The 17,851-nt window shown below is 60.0% G+C and carries 19 protein-coding genes and 1 pseudogene; 9 read left to right on the top strand and 11 right to left on the bottom strand.

Annotation, left to right across the window (positions count from 1 at the left end; translation table 11 throughout):
• Position 1: 1 nt before the first annotated feature.
• From trpD to EIEH_RS01490, 3 genes are read right to left on the bottom strand one after another with little or no spacing between them, the layout of a single operon-like run.
• Positions 2 to 1,018, bottom strand: coding sequence for an anthranilate phosphoribosyltransferase (gene trpD / locus EIEH_RS01480; RefSeq protein WP_015871027.1), 1,017 nt, complete (start codon positions 1,016 to 1,018; stop codon positions 2 to 4).
• Positions 1,009 to 1,644 carry a glutamine amidotransferase-related protein gene (locus EIEH_RS01485; RefSeq protein WP_015871028.1) on the bottom strand — a complete coding sequence of 212 codons (636 nt, stop codon included), beginning with the start codon at positions 1,642 to 1,644 and terminating at the stop codon, positions 1,009 to 1,011. The genes trpD and EIEH_RS01485 overlap by 10 nt, the downstream gene beginning before the upstream one ends.
• A complete protein-coding gene (locus EIEH_RS01490) occupies positions 1,644 to 3,218 on the bottom strand; it encodes an anthranilate synthase component 1 (RefSeq protein WP_015871029.1) in 1,575 nt (524 codons plus the stop codon). The genes EIEH_RS01485 and EIEH_RS01490 overlap by 1 nt, the downstream gene beginning before the upstream one ends.
• 347 nt (positions 3,219 to 3,565) lie before the next feature.
• Here EIEH_RS01490 and rnm point away from each other — a divergent pair, with 347 nt between their 5' ends.
• Genes rnm through EIEH_RS01505 form a run of 3 tightly spaced genes read left to right on the top strand, consistent with a single transcriptional unit; the run spans position 3,566 to position 5,403 of the window.
• Positions 3,566 to 4,477 (top strand): RNase RNM, encoded by a 912-nt coding sequence (gene rnm / locus EIEH_RS01495; RefSeq protein ID WP_071525668.1) that lies wholly within the window; start codon positions 3,566 to 3,568, stop codon positions 4,475 to 4,477.
• Positions 4,474 to 5,094 (top strand): L-threonylcarbamoyladenylate synthase, encoded by a 621-nt coding sequence (locus tag EIEH_RS01500; RefSeq protein ID WP_015871031.1) that lies wholly within the window; start codon positions 4,474 to 4,476, stop codon positions 5,092 to 5,094. The genes rnm and EIEH_RS01500 overlap by 4 nt, the downstream gene beginning before the upstream one ends.
• A gap of 57 nt (positions 5,095 to 5,151) precedes the next feature.
• Positions 5,152 to 5,403, top strand: a complete 252-nt coding sequence (locus tag EIEH_RS01505) for a DUF2766 family protein (RefSeq protein WP_015871032.1) — start codon at positions 5,152 to 5,154, stop codon at positions 5,401 to 5,403.
• A 147-nt stretch (positions 5,404 to 5,550) separates the two neighbouring features.
• Here the strand turns inward: EIEH_RS01505 and EIEH_RS01510 are convergent, their stop codons facing one another.
• The 5 genes from EIEH_RS01510 to EIEH_RS01530 form a co-directional block, all read right to left on the bottom strand.
• Positions 5,551 to 6,249, bottom strand: a complete 699-nt coding sequence (locus tag EIEH_RS01510; RefSeq protein ID WP_015871033.1) for an amino acid ABC transporter permease — start codon at positions 6,247 to 6,249, stop codon at positions 5,551 to 5,553.
• A gap of 76 nt (positions 6,250 to 6,325) precedes the next feature.
• Complete coding sequence (locus EIEH_RS01515) at positions 6,326 to 7,096, bottom strand: amino acid ABC transporter substrate-binding protein (protein WP_035608481.1); 771 nt, start codon at positions 7,094 to 7,096, stop codon at positions 6,326 to 6,328.
• A 247-nt stretch (positions 7,097 to 7,343) separates the two neighbouring features.
• Positions 7,344 to 7,742: a helix-turn-helix domain-containing protein gene (locus EIEH_RS01520; RefSeq protein ID WP_012848395.1), complete on the bottom strand. Its 399-nt coding sequence runs from the start codon at positions 7,740 to 7,742 to the stop codon at positions 7,344 to 7,346.
• 33 nt (positions 7,743 to 7,775) lie between these two features.
• Positions 7,776 to 8,003 carry a DNA polymerase III subunit theta gene (locus EIEH_RS01525; RefSeq protein ID WP_015871036.1) on the bottom strand — a complete coding sequence of 76 codons (228 nt, stop codon included), beginning with the start codon at positions 8,001 to 8,003 and terminating at the stop codon, positions 7,776 to 7,778.
• 104 nt (positions 8,004 to 8,107) lie between these two features.
• Positions 8,108 to 8,404: a hypothetical protein gene (locus tag EIEH_RS01530; RefSeq protein WP_015871037.1), complete on the bottom strand. Its 297-nt coding sequence runs from the start codon at positions 8,402 to 8,404 to the stop codon at positions 8,108 to 8,110.
• A 345-nt stretch (positions 8,405 to 8,749) separates the two neighbouring features.
• On the opposite strand from EIEH_RS01530, the gene rluB reads away from it, so the two are divergent.
• The 3 genes from rluB (at position 8,750) to EIEH_RS01545 (ending at position 11,207) form a co-directional block, all read left to right on the top strand.
• Positions 8,750 to 9,625, top strand: a complete 876-nt coding sequence (rluB, locus tag EIEH_RS01535) for a 23S rRNA pseudouridine(2605) synthase RluB (RefSeq protein ID WP_012848398.1) — start codon at positions 8,750 to 8,752, stop codon at positions 9,623 to 9,625.
• Between the two features lie 235 nt (positions 9,626 to 9,860).
• On the top strand, positions 9,861 to 10,598 hold the full coding sequence (cobS, locus tag EIEH_RS01540) for an adenosylcobinamide-GDP ribazoletransferase (RefSeq protein WP_015871038.1): 738 nt from the start codon (positions 9,861 to 9,863) through the stop codon (positions 10,596 to 10,598).
• Between the two features lie 9 nt (positions 10,599 to 10,607).
• Positions 10,608 to 11,207 (top strand): adenosylcobalamin/alpha-ribazole phosphatase, encoded by a 600-nt coding sequence (locus tag EIEH_RS01545; protein WP_015871039.1) that lies wholly within the window; start codon positions 10,608 to 10,610, stop codon positions 11,205 to 11,207.
• A gap of 16 nt (positions 11,208 to 11,223) precedes the next feature.
• On the opposite strand, the gene cobO is transcribed toward EIEH_RS01545, so the two are convergent.
• Entirely contained in the window at positions 11,224 to 11,814 is a 591-nt protein-coding gene (gene cobO, locus EIEH_RS01550) for a cob(I)yrinic acid a,c-diamide adenosyltransferase (RefSeq protein WP_015871040.1), read from the bottom strand.
• A 50-nt stretch (positions 11,815 to 11,864) separates the two neighbouring features.
• Positions 11,865 to 12,626, bottom strand: a complete 762-nt coding sequence (locus tag EIEH_RS01555) for a YciK family oxidoreductase (protein WP_370447961.1) — start codon at positions 12,624 to 12,626, stop codon at positions 11,865 to 11,867.
• 247 nt (positions 12,627 to 12,873) lie between these two features.
• Between EIEH_RS01555 and sohB the strand changes: the two genes are divergently transcribed.
• Positions 12,874 to 13,920: a protease SohB gene (sohB, locus tag EIEH_RS01560; protein WP_015871042.1), complete on the top strand. Its 1,047-nt coding sequence runs from the start codon at positions 12,874 to 12,876 to the stop codon at positions 13,918 to 13,920.
• Between the two features lie 66 nt (positions 13,921 to 13,986).
• On the opposite strand, the gene EIEH_RS01565 is transcribed toward sohB, so the two are convergent.
• A complete protein-coding gene (locus EIEH_RS01565; RefSeq protein ID WP_015871043.1) occupies positions 13,987 to 14,238 on the bottom strand; it encodes a YciN family protein in 252 nt (83 codons plus the stop codon).
• Between the two features lie 399 nt (positions 14,239 to 14,637).
• Between EIEH_RS01565 and topA the strand changes: the two genes are divergently transcribed.
• Positions 14,638 to 17,238 carry a type I DNA topoisomerase gene (gene topA / locus EIEH_RS01570; RefSeq protein WP_015871044.1) on the top strand — a complete coding sequence of 867 codons (2,601 nt, stop codon included), beginning with the start codon at positions 14,638 to 14,640 and terminating at the stop codon, positions 17,236 to 17,238.
• A 163-nt stretch (positions 17,239 to 17,401) separates the two neighbouring features.
• Positions 17,402 to 17,793, top strand: a pseudogene (gene tnpA, locus EIEH_RS17120) (IS200/IS605 family transposase).
• The last annotated feature ends 58 nt before the right edge of the window (positions 17,794 to 17,851 follow it).

Raw genomic sequence — 17,851 nt, forward strand, 5'->3', positions numbered from 1 at the left:
GTCAGCCGCGGGCGGCCAGGGCGGTGACATAGTGATAGGCCCGTCCGCTGCGCAGGACATCCAGCGCCTGGCGGGCGTTAGCAGCCAGATCGCGCTGGCCGAACAGGCGCAGCAACAGCGCCACGTTGGCGGCGACGGCGCCCTGATGCGCGGGCGCGCCCACCCCCTGGAGCAGGCGGGTCAACAGGGTACGGTTCTCCTCCGGCGCGCCGCCGCGCAGCGCGCTTAAGGGATAGTCCGGCAGGCCGAAGTCGTGCGCCGTCAGCTGATAGTGGCGGATCTCGCCCTGGTGCAGCTCCGCCACCTGCGTCGGGGCGTGCAGGGCGACCTCATCCAGCCCGCCGCCGTGCACGACGGCCGCATGCTGGTAGCCCAGACCGCGCAGGCTCTGCGCCAGCGGCAGCACCCGATCGGGGCTGTAGACGCCGATCAGCGCGCGGGTTGGCCGGGCCGGGTTGATCAGCGGGCCAAGCAGATTAAAGATGGTGCGGGTCTTGAGCTGCTGGCGCACCGGCATGGCATGACGAAAGCCGCTATGGTACTGGGGGGCGAACAGGAAGCAGAGCCCCAGCTCATCCAGCGCCCGGCGCGACGCCTCGGCGCTCATGTCCAGACGGATCCCCAGCGCCTGCAGCAGATCCGACGATCCGGTACGGCTGGATACGCTGCGGTTGCCGTGCTTGGCGATACGTACGCCGCAGGCCGCGGCGACAAAGGCGCTGGCGGTCGAGATATTAATGCTGTCGCTGCCATCGCCGCCGGTGCCGACGATGTCGGCAAACTCATACGCCGGGCGGGGGAACGGCTGTGCCGCCTCCAGCAGCGCGCTGGCGGCGCCGGCGATCTCGTCGGGATGTTCGCCGCGGATCTTCATGCTGATCAGCGCGGCGGCCAGCTGGCTCGGCTCCAGATGACCGTGCACGATGGCGCTAAAGAGCCGCTGGCTTTCCGCGCGGCTGATTACCTGTGCCCGGTATAGCTTATCCAGTATGGTCAGATGCTCAGAGGTCAGTGACATGATGGGGCCTCCGCTGCGCTGAGGGAGGGCAATCGGGGTTGGGGCTGTGCGGCGCGGGCCCAGTCGATGCTCTGATCCAGCAGCCGGGCGCCCTGTGGCGTAAGGAGCGACTCCGGGTGAAACTGGAAGCCGCAGACGCGCTGGCGATCGTGGCGTACCGCCATGACCATGCCCTGGAAGTGGGCGTTGACGCAGAGATCGGCCGGAATGCACCGGGCCGCCAGTGAGTGGTAGCGCGCTACCGGCAGTGGCGACGGCAAGCCGTGAAACATGGCCTCGCCATCGTGCTCGATGGCGCAGACCCGCCCGTGCAGAACTTCCTCCGCCCGATCGACCTGGCCGCCATAGTGTTCGACGATGGCCTGGTGTCCCAGACAGATGCCGATGATGGGCAGGCGCCCACACAGCGTTTGCAGCAGCGCGGGCATACAGCCTGCGTCAGCCGGTGCGCCGGGGCCGGGGGAGAGCATCAGCAGTGGCTGGTGCAACCTATCCAGATGCCGCAGCAGGGTTTCCGGCGCGACGCTGTTACGGTAGATAACCACCCGATGACCGCCGCTGCGCAGCTGATCGACCAGGTTGTAAGTAAATGAGTCAATATTGTCGAGCAGTAAGACGTCGGCCATCAGATCGCTCCTTGCGGCTGGGGGGCGTTCGGGTGCGCCGCCGCGATGGCGTTCAGCACCGCCCGGGCCTTGCTGCGGGTTTCATCGGCCTCCGCCTGAGGCTGGGAGTCCAGCACCACGCCGGCGCCGGCCTGTACGCTGGCGACGCCGTCCTCTACGTAGGCGGCGCGGATAACGATGCAGGTGTCCAAATCGCCGCGGGCCGTCAGGTAGCCGACGGCACCGCCGTAGCTGCCGCGCCGGCGCCGCTCGCAGGCGGCGATCAGCTGCATGGCGCGCACTTTGGGGGCACCGCTCAGGGTGCCCATGTTCATGCAGGCACGGTAGGCATGCAGCGCGTCGAGATCGGCGCGCAGGGTGCCGACGACCCGGGAGACCAGATGCATCACTACGGAGTAGCGATCCACGTTGGTCAGCTCGGCGACGTAGCGTGAGCCCGGCTCACAGATCCGCGCCAGATCGTTGCGCGCCAGATCGACCAGCATCAGGTGTTCGGCCAGCTCTTTGGGATCGCTGCGCATGTCCAGCTCCAGCCGGCCATCGAGATCGCGATCGATGCTGCCGTCGGCGCGCCGCCCGCGCGGCCGGGTGCCCGCGATGGGGTAGATTTCGACCCGTCGGCTGTCGGCATCGTATTTCAGGGCACTCTCCGGCGAGGCGCCGAACAGCGTGAAGTCCTGATCCTGCATGAAGAACATGTAAGGGCTGGGATTACTCTGCTTCAGCTGGCGGTAGGCAGCCAGCGGCGCGGGACACGGCAGTGTGAAGCGGCGTGAGGGCACCGCCTGAAAAATGTCGCCGGCGAGAATGGCGCGCTGCATGTCGCGGACGATCGTAGCGAACGCCTCATCATCCCGATCGACCTCGACCTTTAACGCCGGGCAGGGCGCAACGGGCGCTGTCTTGAAGGGGCGCAGCATCTCCGTCAGCAGGGTATCCAGACGCCGCTGCAGGCGCTGATGCTCATCCGATGCGGCGCTGAAGAGGCTGGCCTGCAGGCGGGCGCTGCCCTGACGATGGTCGAGGATCAGTAGGGTTTCGGCCAGATAAAAGCAGAGATCGGGGCAGCGCGGCCCTGCGCTGAGCTGTGGCAAGGGCTCAAAGCCAGCGACCAGATCATAGGCGAACAGGCCGCCGAGCAACATGGCCTCCGGCTCGGCGTCAGGCGTTGGCTGGCAGGTAAGCAGAGTTCGCAGGGCGTCAAATACCGACAGGGTGTGCAGCCGGCTGTCTTCATCCTGCTCATTGTCCTGCGCGGGAAAGGTGAGCGTACAACCGTGGGGCTGGCACGTACAGGCTACGTCTGGAGGCAGGGTATGGCGCAGGGTGGTCAGCAGGGCTGCGCCGTTGGCGCTTAAGGACTCCAGCGTGACCTCCCGCCCGCGCGCGGTAATACGCAGGGCGCTGTCGATGATCAGGAGACTTTTCAGGTGGTGCTTACTGGCGATATCGGCAGATTCCAGCAGCAGCGTCGCCGGGCGCTGGGCGCACAGTTGTTCAAAAAGCAGCGTAGGATCCGCGGAGTAAGCGGCGCTGCGGGTTAATACGGTCACGGCGGTTTTGGCCTGAGGCATAGAATAGCTCCCTGACGGTCATACACGGCGCGGACATAAAAAAGCCCGCATTATGCGGGCGGTAATAACGCAGGCGTACGGTTTCTGCGCGCTTATTCCGCCCGGGTGCGATGAGGACGCCACCCGCGTACGATGACGGTATAGAAAAATAGGCACAGTGTTTCTTGCATGACGCGCTCCGATTGGCTCCTGAGTGAATCTTCGTACTAGTAAACTAGTTTAATGGTTCCGTGTCAATGCCGCAGTGCATTTTTTCATCATCTGTAGCGTTGGATCGCTATCCGCATTAGTGCTGCAGGGTGTAAAACGCTATGATGAGGGTCATAACCGATTTGCAGTGGAGATCCATGGTGTTAGCGCATTTTCCAGAGGGACGCCCGGCGCTGTTTGATTTACACAGCCATACCCGGGCGTCTGATGGGCTATTGAGCCCTGAGGCGCTGGTGGTGCGGGCTGTGGAGCGGGGCGTCACCACCCTGGCGATCACCGATCACGATACGTTAGGCGGTATCAGCGCCGCCCGTCAGGCGATCGCCGATCAGTCGCTGCCCCTGGAGCTGATCGCCGGCGTAGAGATTTCTACGCTGTGGGAGCATCATGAAATTCACGTCGTGGGACTGAATGTGGACATGAACTGCCCGGCGCTGGGCGCTTTTCTGACGCTGCAGGCGCAGCGGCGCGACGAGCGCGCCGCAGAAATCGGACGTCGCCTGGCGCGGGCCCGGATTGAGGGTGCGTTGGAGGGGGCGCAGCGCCTGGCGCAGGGCGCGCAGCTGACCCGGGGGCATTTTGCCCGCTACCTGGTCGAACGTGGCTACGCGACCTGCAGCGCAGACGTGTTTAAACATTTTCTGGCGCGCGGTAAGACCGGTTATGTTCCCCCGCAGTGGGGCGCGATAGCCGACACCGTGGCGGTGATCCATCAGGCGGGTGGCGTGGCGGTGCTGGCGCACCCCGGGCGCTACCGTCTGAGCGGTAAATGGCTGAAACGCCTGCTGACCGCGTTCTGCGCCGTCGGCGGTGACGCGCTGGAGGTTGCCCAATGCCAACAGCCGCCCCATGAGCGTCACCAGCTGGGGCTGCTGGCCCGCCAGTTTGCGCTATCGGCATCGCAGGGATCTGACTTTCATCAGCCTACGCCTTATCTGGATTTGGGGCGGGGCCTTTCTTTACCCGATGGGGTGCTCCCCGTCTGGATGTATTGGGCTTCGGTGCCGCAGGCTTCCCAACCCGGCGCGAGTCTACTGGAGGCTTTATGAGCCAATTGTTTTATATCCACCCAGAAAATCCGCAGCCGCGCCTGATCAAGCAGGTGGTCGAGGTGCTGCATAAAGGTGGGGTGATCGTCTATCCCACGGACTCCGGCTATGCACTGGGTTGTATGCTTGAAGAGAAAAGTGCCATGGAGCGCATCTGTCGCATCCGGCGTATCGACAGCAATCACAACTTTACCCTGGTATGCCGGGATCTTTCCGAGCTTTCCAGCTATGCCTTTGTGAATAATGCGGCTTTCCGCCTGCTGAAAAACAATACGCCGGGTGGCTACACTTTTATTCTGAAGGCGAGTAAAGGGGTTCCCCGTCGACTGATGAGCGAGAAGCGCAAGACCATCGGTCTGCGGGTGCCTTCCAATCCGATTGCGCGGGATTTGCTGGCGGAGCTGGGCGAACCGCTGATGTCTACCTCTCTGATGCTGCCGGAGAGCGAGTTTACCGAGTCCGATCCAGAGGAGATCCAGGAGCGTTTGGGTAAACAGGTGGATCTGGTGATCCACGGCGGCTATCTGGGGCAACAGCCGACGACGGTGATCGACTTGACCGAAGATACGCCGCTGGTGGTGCGCGTTGGCGCCGGCGATCCCAAGCCCTTTCAATGAGGCAGGCGGCGTAGTCGCATGCTCTGTTAATTTGCCGTTGTTAATGAAGGAAACCCCATGTCGCAGATGTTGAATGAACGCGATGAGTTGGCCTCTGATCTGGTGGCCTGTCAGCTGGTGATTAAACAGATCCTGGATGTGATCGAGGTGATCGCTCCAGCCGAAGTGCGTGCCAAGATGGCGCTGCAGCTGAAAAGCATTGATTTTAACCAGCCGGGTATCGATGAGGTGACCCAGCGCGGGGTACAGAAAGCCATCGCGTTGATTGAGCTAAAGTTCTCTCGGGAGCAGGAAAACGTTGCACAATAATGTGACATTAATCACGATTTTAATGAAAAACAATTGTTAAAAAAATGTGCCATGATAGAGTTTCTTTGTTGATTAATTTCGACATAGAGTTTCTCATTGCATTTGAGCCCGCAGGAATTACCTGCGGGTTTTTTTTATGTTGATAGCTCACTCGTAGCGACGGTAATAGCGTTCTAGGCGTAGCTGCAGCTTGCCGAGCAGGGTGCTGAAGGCCAGGTAGATCAGTGCCGTTTCACTGTAGATGATCAGCGGTTCATAGTTGACCGCCACAATGCGCTGGGCGGCGAGAAACATCTCCGGCACGGTGATCACCGCGGCCAGGGAGGTATCCTTTATCAGAGAGATAAATACGTTGGAGAGCGGTGGCAGGCTGACAAAGGCCGATTGCGGCAGGATCACCCGACGCATCGCTTGGCTGCTGCTCATACCGATAGCGCTGGCCGCCTCCCACTGGCCCTGTGGGACCGACAGGATTGCGCCGCGGACGATCTCTGAGCTGTAGGCGCCGACGTTGAGGGTAAAACCGATCAGCGCGGCGGGAAAGGCATCCAGCGTGATCCCGGCGCTCGGCAGACCATAAAAGATCAGGAACAGTTGTACCAGCAGCGGGGTTCCACGAAAAACCCAGATATAGAAATCGGCACAGAGCCTCAGCGGCCGAATGGCGTACAGGCGGATTAACGCGGTGGCCAGCCCCACCAGCAGGCCGCCGCAGAAGGAGAGCAGCGCCAGCGGTAGGGAGAAGCGCAGCGCGGCGGAGAGCAGAGGCCAGAAGGCGTCAGCGACCGGTTGCAGCCAGTCGGGCTGCGGCAGGATAGCGATCAGGGGGGATAGCCAGTGGGGCATGGTGGAGACTCCATATCTGGGCGCCCGCCGCCAGTGCGGCGGGATAACGCCGGAAATGCGCGGCGGCGATTGGCGATTATTGTGAGACGTCGCTGCCGAAGTAGCGCTGAGATAGGGTCCGGTAAGTGCCATCGGCGCGGATCTCGCGCAGCGCGTGGTTCAGCGCTGCGACCAGCTGGGGCTGCCCCTTACGCACCAGAATCGCAGAGTCGGCGCGCTGATCCGCGACGGCCACCACCTTGAGGGGGGCACTGGGCTTATGCTGCCGAAAGTCGAGGTAAGAGAGGTTATCGTTCAGCGTGGCCACCGCCCGGCCGCTGATCACCAACTCCAGCGACTGGTTGAAACCATCGGTTGGTACCAGCTCTGCGCCATAGTGCTCTGCCAGCCTGGCATAGTTGCTGGTTAGGCTCTGGGCCGCTTTCTGCCCGCGCAGATCGTCAAAGTTGTTTAGCCGGGTATTGTCGCTGCGGACGATCAGCACCGCCTTTGCACCAATATAGGGGTCGGAGAAGTCAAACTTAGCCTGGCGCTCCGGGGTGATCCCCACCTGATTGATCACCGCATCGTAGCGTTTGGCTGACAGTCCGGCGATCAGACCGTCCCAGCGCCCCTCGACAAAGACGGGCTTCAGCCCCATCTTGGCGGCCACGGCGCGGGCGATATCGACATCAAACCCGACCAGCTTGCCGCTGGCATCGTGGTAGGTATAGGGCGGGTAGGTTCCCTCGGTGCCAAACTTGATGCTGCCTGCGGAGCGCATCTCAGATAAATCGTCGCTGTGCTGGGCCTGCGCACCGCCGCTAAGCAGGGTGAGGGCCAGCAGAGCCAAGGCTGTTTTTTTCATCATAGTCCCGTCTCATTTATGGTTTGGTGTTGTTCGGACGCGGCCGCAGGTGGCCGATGAGAGCAGGCTAACCGATAGCGTGATCTTTACTAAATCACATTGTGGGATTATTAATAACCAGAAGGAATAAGCCAACCGGAGGCGACAGCAGCCCTCTGCTGAGCAACGACCAGCAGCAGCTCGATGGCACGGCACAGCAGGGATGCCAGACGGCGTGCGGCGGCGCGGTAGCGGTGTGATATGGATATCAGGCGCTTTGCGCCGCGGCGGCGTACTGGTGGTGTAGCGCCGGCGCTGGCGTTGTGGGCTGCTCTGCCTGCAGACGGTAACGGGTTGGCGTCATACCAAAGTGTTTACGAAACATATAGGTAAAGTGGGACTGAGAGGCAAAGCCGTAGCACAGCGCGATATCAATGATCCCCTCATCGCTGTGGCGCAGGCGCCGGGCGGCGCCGGTGAGCTTGCGCAGGCGAATATAGCGCCCCAGCGACATACCGGTGGTTTCCCGGAAGATCTTTTGCATATGCCATAGCGAATAACCTGAATAACGGGCCAGCTCATCCAGGTAGATATCGCGCCCCAGGTGTCGCTCGATCCATTCGCTCAGGGCGCAGACCAGTGCGGCATTGCGTTGTTGCTGGGTCATCGGCTCTCCGTGGTGGAAAATGGCCTGGGCACCTTAGCGGTTACCATCTATATCATAAGGGAGGGTTGGCAGTGTCAGGGTACGATAATACTGCAGGCGTTCCCGGAAGTAGCTGCGTAGCGCCTCGGGCTGCTCGCGTTCGACCTGTTCTGCGATCACCGGCATATGGTAACGCTCTTTATAGGATATCCCGCTGGCCGCCAGATCGACATTGATGCGATCCATCTGTGCCTGGGGCAGCGTCGCCAGATTAAAACTCATAATAGCCTCCGTTGAATATCGGACTATTATTTCAGAATTTGGCGGAGGGAAAAAGGGCTGGCCGCCGCGCTGATGGCTGAAGCGCACCGGCGGCGGCCGGAAAATCAGAAGGGATTAGAGTGGCGCGGTCCCTGGGTTATCGGGCGGCGCGGGCGTAGCAGCGCCAGCAGGCCGCCTATGATGGCAACGCTTAAGACCACCAGATTAAACAGCAGGAAACCAGCTATCAGCAGGATCATCATTACGACGGCGCTCACCAGCATCGGTGCCTGGCGCAATTTACCCTCCAGCCCCATCTTGCGCGACTGGCGCGACAGATACATCCGCCAGTATTGCATCTGCTGCTGCAGAAAACTACGCAGGCGGCCGGTGGTTGAAGTGGCAGAAGAAACGTCGGTCATAGAAACTCCTTTAAAACCCGGCGGGATCGCGCGGGATGGCGACAGCCTACGGGATCCCTGGCGCCTGGCCCAGTGGATTTAGGCAATTTTACGCCCCTGACAAAAGCTGACACGGCTGTTGGGACTCAGCGCATTACAGCAGAAAGATCTTAAGAATCGCTTACGGCATCGCCGTAGGCGCGGCCTGTAAATTATTCACGGCATATGCATTGATTTCGTGTAAAATAAGCGCCCGCGTTGAGCTTGGCCCATGCCCGGCAGAAGATACGCCTGTTTTAGTACCGGTCGCCGCGGCGGCCGGTCAACAATAACGACGCCTGTGAAGGCGACAGCTGAGGTTGCTCAATGAGCGAAAAATTACAGAAAGTTCTTGCCCGCGCCGGTCATGGCTCACGTCGTGAAATCGAAGCGCTGATCAAAGAGGGTCGGGTAAGCGTGGATGGCAAGCTGGCCACGCTGGGAGATCGTGTTGAGGTGATGCCCAACATGAAAATCCGCGTTGATGGCCGGGTGGTCTCCATCCGTGAGTCTGAGCAGGAAATCTGCCGCGTGCTGGCCTACTATAAACCGGAAGGTGAGCTGTGTACCCGCCGTGATCCGGAAGGCCGTCCCACGGTGTTCGATCGTCTTCCCCGTTTGCGCGGTTCGCGCTGGATTGCCGTGGGACGTCTGGACATCAACACCTCGGGGCTGCTGCTGTTTACCACGGACGGGGAACTGGCCAACCGCCTTATGCACCCGAGCCGGGAGGTAGAGCGTGAGTACGCGGTACGCGTTTTCGGCCAGGTTGATGAGGACAAGCTGCGTCAGCTTCGTCGCGGCGTACAGCTGGAGGATGGCCCAGCCAGTTTTAAGAGCATCAGTTTCCAGGGCGGAGAGGGGCTGAATCAGTGGTACAACGTCACGCTGACCGAGGGACGTAACCGAGAAGTGCGTCGCTTGTGGGAAGCCGTCGGCGTACAGGTGAGCCGTCTGATCCGCGTACGCTACGGCGATCTGCCCTTGCCTAAGGGGTTGCCGCGCGGCGGCTGGCAGGAGCTGCCGCTGGAGAATATTAACTATCTGCGTGAGCTGGTGGAACTGCAGGCGGAGACCGCCAGCAAGCTGCCGGTTGAGCGTGAGCGTCGCCGGATGAAAGCCAACCAAATCCGGCGGGCGGTTAAACGCCATGGCCAGCACAGCGGCGGCAGCCGCCGTGCGCCGACCACGAAGCGCGGCTGAGCCTGTCGCGCTAAACCGTCCTTCGGGGCGGTTTTTTATGTTTTTCGCTCAGCGAGTGGGTTAGCTGAGCGGGCGGCTTATCTCAGGTATTTTCCTCTGCCAAGACTGGAATCAGACACAGAAAGTGGTATTACTATAGGGGTATCAGTACGTTATTAGATCGTACCACGGCGCGTCCCCTGGATGGGCGCCGCGGGAACGATGCGGCACTTTTTTATGGATGGCTTAACGGACAATGAAACTCTTTCTTGCGACCCTGCAGTTTATGACCCGGATCCCGGTATCGCCGCGCTGCAGCGATGATCTGACCCTGAATGATTATCCGCGCGGCATCATCTATTTTCCCTTTGTGGGTTTGGTGATCGGGGTGATCAGCGCGCTGGCCTATGGCGTATTGGCGACTACCTATGGCAGCTGGCTGGGGGCGGTTGCCGCGGTGCTGGCGACGACCCTGGTGACCGGCGCCTTTCATCTCGACGGTTTGGCGGATACCTGCGATGGGTTGTTTTCCGCCCGCCCGCGTGATCGCATGCTGGAGATCATGCGCGACAGCCGCATTGGTACCAACGGGACGCTGGCGCTGATCTTTGTGATCCTGCTGCAGGTGCTGCTGATCCAGCATCTGGCGGGCGGCAGTCTGCACATCTACGCCGTGCTGGTGGCGATGCCGGTGCTCAGCCGCACGTTGTTGGCCGTTATGATGTTCCGTCAGCGCTATGCGCGCGAGAGCGGCATGGGCAATCTTTATATCGGTAAAATCAGCGGCAGTCACTATGTGCTGACCCTGGTTATCGGCCTGCTGCTGGTGTTTGGTCTGCTGCATTGGCATGCCGTGCTGGCCGCGTTTATTACCTATCTCTTTGCCTTGATGTACCGGGCTTTCATCAATATGCGGCTGGGGGGGCAGACCGGGGATACGCTGGGTGCGGCAAACGAGCTGTTTGCGCTGGTATTTCTGCTGTCGCTGTACTGAGTGGGTCCCATGGAGCTCTATCTGGTTCGTCACGGTGAGACTCAGGCCAATCGGGATGGCCTCTACTGCGGCAGCAGCGATGTGGCGCTGACGCCGCAGGGACTCCAACAGGCGCAGGCCGTGGCGCATCAGCTGCAGGGGGTCGCGTTCGACGCCGCCTATGCCAGCCGCCTGCGGCGTACCCAGCAGACCCTGCGCCCCATCATCGGCGCGTTGGGGCAGTTTCACGTCCATGCGGGGCTCGATGAGATCAACTTTGGTGAATGGGAGCTGTGTCATCACCGCGATCTGGCGCGCCAGCAGAGCGCAGCCTATCGCGCCTGGTGCGACGATTGGCGCAGCGCTGTGCCACCGGGCGGCGAGGGGTTCGCCGGCTTTAGCGCCCGGGTGGAGGCGGTGCTGGCAGAGCTGCTGGCGCGTCACGAGGGCCAGCGGGTGCTGGTGGTTTCACATCAGGGGGTGCTCTCTCTGCTGTGCGCCCGTCTGCTGGGCATGGCGGCGGAGAACATGTGGCACTTCTCATTCAGCCAGGGCAGCCACAGTCTGATCGCGGTCCGACAGGGGTTTGCGGTGATGCGTAGCCTTAACGATCGCAGCGCGGTGAACTAGCGGCCGCGGCGCGGGATTACCAGTCGATGCCTTTCTGCGCCTTGACGCCAGCGTTGAAGGCATGTTTTTCCGGGCGGATTTCACTGACGGTATCGGCCAGGGCGATCAGATCGCGGTGACAGGCACGTCCGGTGATGATCACCGACTGGTGCGGCGGCCGGTCACGCAGGGCGGCGAGCACCGTCTCCAGCGCCAGGTAGCGGTAGCTGATCATGTAGGTCAACTCATCCAGCACCACCAGATCGTACTGCGGGTCGGCGAGCATTCGCTGCGCCTGTTGCCAGACGAGACGCGCGGCCTGGATATCCGCCTCGCGATCCTGCGTTTCCCAGGTAAAACCGCTGGCCATGACGTGGAATTCGACGCCGTGGGGCTCCAGCAGGTTACGCTCGCCGTTTTCCCAGGTGCCCTTGATAAACTGCGCGACGCCGACCCGCTTGCCGTGGCCGACGGCCCGAGCCACGGTACCGAAGGCGGCGGTGCTTTTCCCCTTACCGTTGCCGGTAAAAATCATGATGATGCCGCGCTCCTCGCGGGCGGCGGCGATGCGTGCATCCACTTTGTCCTTCAGACGCTGTTGGCGCTGCTGATGACGTTGCCGATCCATGATGTTCTCCTGCAGAGCGCGGCGCTTGCGCCGTGCGTCATGTCGATAGGTTAACCTGCTTTCCCGGGGCGCCGCCCCGGCTGGGCATCCAGGCTGCGCCCATTTTCACCCAGGCTGTCGTCTCCCATGAGATAGAGATACAGCGGCATAATCTGCGCTGGAGTGCGCAGCGTCTGCGGATCTTCGCCGGGAAATGCGCTGGCCCGCATCGCGGTACGCGTGGCGCCCGGGTTAATCGCGTTTACCCGTATCGTGCTACCTGCCAGCTCCTGGGCCCATACCTGCATCACTCCTTCGGTGGCGAACTTGGAGACCGCATAGGCGCCCCAACCGGCACGCCCTGCGCGTCCGACGCTGGAGCTGGTAAAGATAATCGAGGCCCGCCCAGCGCGTCGCAGCAGTGGCAGCAGATCGCGGGTCAACAGAAATGCGGCGTTAAGGTTGACCTGCATCACGCTCTGCCACTCGCTATAGGCCTGCTGCGCCAGCGGTGTGATGCTGCCGAGCAGACCGGCGCAGTGGAGTAGACCATCCAGATGACCGAATCGCCGGGCGAGATCGTCCGCCAGCGCCTGGCTCTGCGACGGTGACAGTGTCATCAGGTCACAGCAGAGGACGTGAGGGCACGGGGCGCCATCGGCAATGATCTGGCGGCTGACGGTATCCAGTCGTTCGGCATCTCGACCCAGCAGAATCAGCCGTGCGCCGTGACGGGCGTAGCTCAGGGCCGCTTCGCGGCCAATGCCGGCGCTGGCGCCGGTGACCAGAATAGTGCGCCCTTGTAACAGGGCGGCAGAGGCTTGATATTGCACCATAACACTCCCAAAGCGTTCGTGTAGGGGAAAATTCTCCGAGGGCAGATCTATAGCCCGTCGCCTGCGCCCCGGTCAACGGGAATATGGCGAATGGCATCACACTGGCGGATTTACCGCCTGTTTACCTGACAACGCTTGAAATTTTGTGACATGGCCTTAGGCTGTCTGACGCAGGGCCATCGCCTCCGGAGATAAGGAGTCCTTGGCCGTTGGCATTAACATAACGAGCAACAAGGCGGTGAGTGTGGAGTGGTTATCTTTATATAGCCTGTTTTTGGCCAAGGCGGCGACGCTGGTTGTGGTCGTAGCAGCGGTGGTATTACTGGTGGTCGGACTGCGCCAGCGTCAGGGTAACAGCGGCGGAGAGCTGCTGCTGACGGACCTGGGCGAACAGTACCGAACCATGCAGCGCAGCATGCGCAGCGCCCGCCTGCAGGGGGCCGCGCTGAAGCAGTGGCGCCGTTTACAGAAGAAGGTGGCCAAGGCAGAGGAGAAACAGCGTAAGTCAGAGGCGCGCGGCGGCCTGTTGGCGGCAGAGAAGCCCTGCGTCTATGTACTTGACTTTACCGGCAGCATGGATGCCCGCGAGGTTGGCTCGCTGCGCGAGGAGATCAGCGCGGTACTGGCGGTTGCCGGTCCGCAGGATAGTGTACTGCTGCGCCTGGAAAGTCCGGGGGGCGTGGTGCACGGCTATGGCCTGGCTGCCTCGCAGTTAAAGCGTCTGCGTCAGGCCGGGGTGCGCCTGACGGTGGCGGTCGATAAGGTAGCGGCCAGCGGCGGCTACATGATGGCCTGCGTCGCCGATCGTATTGTGGCGGCGCCGTTCGCCATTATCGGTTCCATTGGGGTTGTGGCCCAAATCCCCAATTTTAATCGCTGGCTGAAGAAAAACGATGTCGACGTGGAGCTGCATACCGCCGGCGAGTTTAAGCGTACGCTGACGCTGTTTGGCGAGAATACCGATGTCGGCCGGGAAAAGTTCTGTCAGGAGCTGGATGAAACCCACCTGTTGTTCAAGCAGTTCGTGCAGCGTCAGCGCCCGTCGCTGGACGTGGATAGCGTGGCGACCGGCGAGCACTGGTATGGCGAGCAGGCGCTGGAGAAGGGGCTGGTGGATGCGCTGAGCACCAGTGACGATCTGTTGATCGCGGAGATGGAGCAGGCTGACGTGATCGGCGTGCGTTACGTGCGCCGTAAGGGACTCATGGCCCGGATGGGCATGGCGGCGGCGCAGGGAGCCGATATGCTGTTGCTGCGCTGGTGGCAACGCAGCCAGCGTCCGCTCCCCTAAGGGAAACGTGAAGGGCGCGTGTTGGCGCGTCCTTCGCGGTATCCGATGCGTGCAGGGCGGCCAGAGTCAGCCAGCCAGGTGGTATTTCTCTGACAATCTGTGGGCCAGATGCTTAAACATATTGAAGGCCGCGGTGCTCTTTGGCGTCGGCAGGCCCTCTTCATCCAGAAAAAACTCGCCGCGGAAAACCAGCACGTTACCTTTCTGTTCGACGTCGGTTGCGATCATACCCTTCATATAATCCTCATGATCGCGGATGATCTGATTGGCCTCGGCCAGCAGCTGTTCACGTGTTATGGGGGTGGTTTCACTGAACATTTTCTTTCTCCAACTGTTACTTTTCCCCTATTTTACCCTGTCTTCCACGCAGGGCAAAGAAGAGGGGAGGTGAGGCGAAAATTGGTAAAAATGTGCGGCGCGTGCTAATTAAGTTGCGTGGCGCTGGCGATCGGGTAGAGTGAGGCACTTCTTGAGCCGTACGGAATCTATTGTTTACACTCTGCGCGCGTCGGCTAACGTGCCGCGGAGCATGTGAGCGAAATATTGTGATAGATCAGTAAATTGTGGGGCACTTGCGCAACGATGGCGCGTTTGAACACAATTGCCTTGACCTCTACGGCGTCTGTCGCAATATACAAAAGAGTTCTATACAGTGCCGGCTTAATGGCGAATTAAAGGCTTCTGGCAACAGAAGGATGCATTCAGGTAAAGAGAATTATGGGTAAAGCTCTCGTTATAGTTGAGTCCCCGGCAAAGGCCAAAACCATAAATAAGTATCTCGGCAATGACTACGTGGTGAAGTCCAGCGTCGGTCATATCCGCGATCTGCCGACCAGTGGCTCAGCCAGTAAGAAGGGCGCGGCCTCGGCCGGCGATAAAGCGAAGACGAAGGCCAAAAAGAATGAGCGTGATGCGTTGGTCAATCGTATGGGGGTCGATCCCTACCATGGTTGGCAGGCACATTACGAAGTTCTGCCGGGCAAAGAGAAGGTGGTGTCTGAGCTAAAGGCCCTGGCCGAGAAAGCCGATCACATTTATCTGGCAACCGATCTTGACCGCGAAGGAGAGGCCATCGCATGGCATCTGCGCGAGGTGATTGGCGGTGATGGCAGCCGCTATAGTCGCGTGGTGTTTAACGAAATTACCAAAAACGCCATTCAGCAGGCATTCAGTCAGCCCGGTGAACTGAATATCGATCGCGTCAATGCCCAGCAGGCGCGTCGTTTCATGGATCGCGTGGTGGGCTATATGGTCTCGCCACTGCTGTGGAAAAAGGTTGCCCGGGGCCTCTCGGCGGGTCGAGTCCAGTCCGTCGCCGTACGGTTGATCGTTGAGCGGGAGCGTGAAATTAAGGCCTTTGTGCCGGAAGAGTATTGGGAGTTGCGGGCCGATCTCGCCGTTGGTGCAGATGTCAGCTTTCAGGCTCAGGTGACCCACTACAACGATAAACCATTTAAACCGGTCAACGCCGCTCAAAGTCAGGCGGCCGTTACGGCGTTGGAGAACGCCCGTTTCGCGGTGCGCGAGCGTGAGGATAAGCCGACCAGCAGCAAGCCGTCTGCGCCCTTTATTACCTCGACCCTGCAGCAGGCGGCCAGTACCCGCCTTGGCTTTGGGGTGAAGAAAACCATGATGATGGCCCAGCGTCTGTACGAGGCAGGATACATTACCTATATGCGTACCGACTCGACCAACCTGAGTCAGGATGCCCTGAATATGGTACGGGCCTACATCGGTGATAATTTTGGCGCGGAGTACCTACCGACAGACGCCAACGTCTACGCCAGCAAGGATAACTCCCAAGAGGCTCATGAGGCGATCCGTCCGTCGGATGTCAGCGTGCTGGCCGACGATCTCAAGGGGATGGAGGCCGATGCGCTGAAGCTGTATCAGCTGATCTGGCGCCAGTTTGTCTCCTGCCAGATGACGGCAGCCAAGTATGATGCTAGTACCATTACCGTGCAGGCCGCGGATTATACCCTGAAGGCGCGCGGACGTACCCTGCGGTTTGATGGTTGGACCCGGGTGCTGCCGCAGCTGCGTAAGGGGGATGAAGATCGCGCCCTGCCGGCGGTGGAGAGCGGGCGGGCGCTGGATCTGCTGCAGCTGCAGCCCAGCCAGCACTTTACCAAGCCGCCGGCCCGTTTCAGCGAAGCCTCGCTGGTACGAGAGCTGGAGAAGCGTGGTATCGGCCGCCCGTCAACCTATGCGGCGATTATCTCGACTATCCAGGATCGCGGCTATGTGCGCACCGATAACCGTCGCTTCTACGCGGAAAAGATGGGGGAGATCGTGACCGATCGCCTGGAGGAGAACTTCCGCGAGCTGATGAGCTATGACTTTACCGCGCACATGGAAGATGGCCTGGACCGCGTCGCCAGTGCTCAGGCTGACTGGAAGGTGATGCTGGACGGCTTTTTCAGCGACTTCAGTCAACAGTTGGAGGTGGCGGAGAAGCCGCCGGAGGAGGGGGGGATGCGTCCCAATCCGATGGTGCTGACCTGCATTGCCTGCCCGACCTGTGAGCGGCAGATGGGGATACGTACTGCCAGCACCGGCGTTTTCCTGGGATGCTCTGGCTATACACTGTCGCCCAAAGAGCGCTGTAAAACCACCATCAATCTGGTGCCGGAAGCTGAAGTACTTAATGTGCTGGAGGGCGATGATGCGGAAACCAACGCCCTGCGCGCGAAGCGACGCTGCCCGAAATGCGGTACGGCAATGGACAGCTACCTGATCGATAACCACCGTAAGCTGCATGTGTGTGGCAATAACCCCGCCTGCGATGGCTATGAAGTGGAAGAGGGTGAGTTTCGTATTAAGGGATATGACGGCCCGATCGTAGAGTGTGATAAGTGCGGTGCCGAGATGCATCTGAAGATGGGACGCTTTGGCAAGTATATGGGGTGCACCAACGAAGCCTGTAAAAACACCCGTAAGATCCTGCGCAACGGCGAGGTAGCACCGCCGAAGGAGGATCCGGTGCCGCTGCCGGAGCTGGCGTGTGAGAAGTCAGACGCCTATTTCGTGCTGCGTGATGGCGCCGCGGGGGTGTTCCTGGCGGCCAACACCTTCCCTAAATCACGTGAAACCCGTGCCCCGCTGGTGGAAGAACTGTACCGCTTCCGCGATCGTCTGCCGGAAAAACTGCGCTATCTGGCGGAGGCTCCGCAGCAGGATGCCCAGGGTAATGCCACGCTGGTTCGCTTTAGCCGGAAAACCAAGCAGCAGTATGTTTCCAGCGAGAAGGACGGCAAGGCGACGGGCTGGACCGCGTTCTTTATTGATGGAAAGTGGGTCGTATCAGAGAAAAAGTAATCCCGCAGGGAGATGCTTCTATGCCGGCCTTTAGGCCGGCATTTTTATTCCTGCATAAACACCACCGCCATAGGAGGTGGTCAGCAATAGGTTGGCTCTGCCAGTAATGCTACTCATGGGAAAATCTGAATATGTTATCCACATAATTGATAGGGATTTAACCATGAGTAGGTGCCAGAAAGCATCTATGTGCACTGGTGTTGTCAATATCATATTGTTTGGACACCCAAGTACCGATTTCGCATCCTGAGGAACAATGTAGGTAAAGTGGTCTATAAGCAAATAAGGATCTCAAGTGAACAGCCCGGGATAGAAGTGGTGGAACTGAATGTCCAGATAGCTCATGTTCATTTGCTGGTAAAAGTACCGCCACGGTTTTCAATTTCACATGTAATAGGTTATTTAAAAGGTAAAACGGCACTTCGATTGCTCAGTAAATGTCCCTACTTACGGAAGAACAAGCTATGGGGTAATCATTTTTGGGTACGGGGTTACTGCGTGGATACAGTATATATAAACGAAGAAATGTTCAGGAACCATGTGAAATATCAGTAAAAAAATGATATTAAAGAGAGTTAACTTCCACTAAAAGAGGTGTGAAGGGGAAGGCTCG

This window comes from Edwardsiella ictaluri ATCC 33202, from assembly GCF_000264785.1.
Taxonomy (GTDB): Bacteria; Pseudomonadota; Gammaproteobacteria; order Enterobacterales; family Enterobacteriaceae; genus Edwardsiella; species Edwardsiella ictaluri.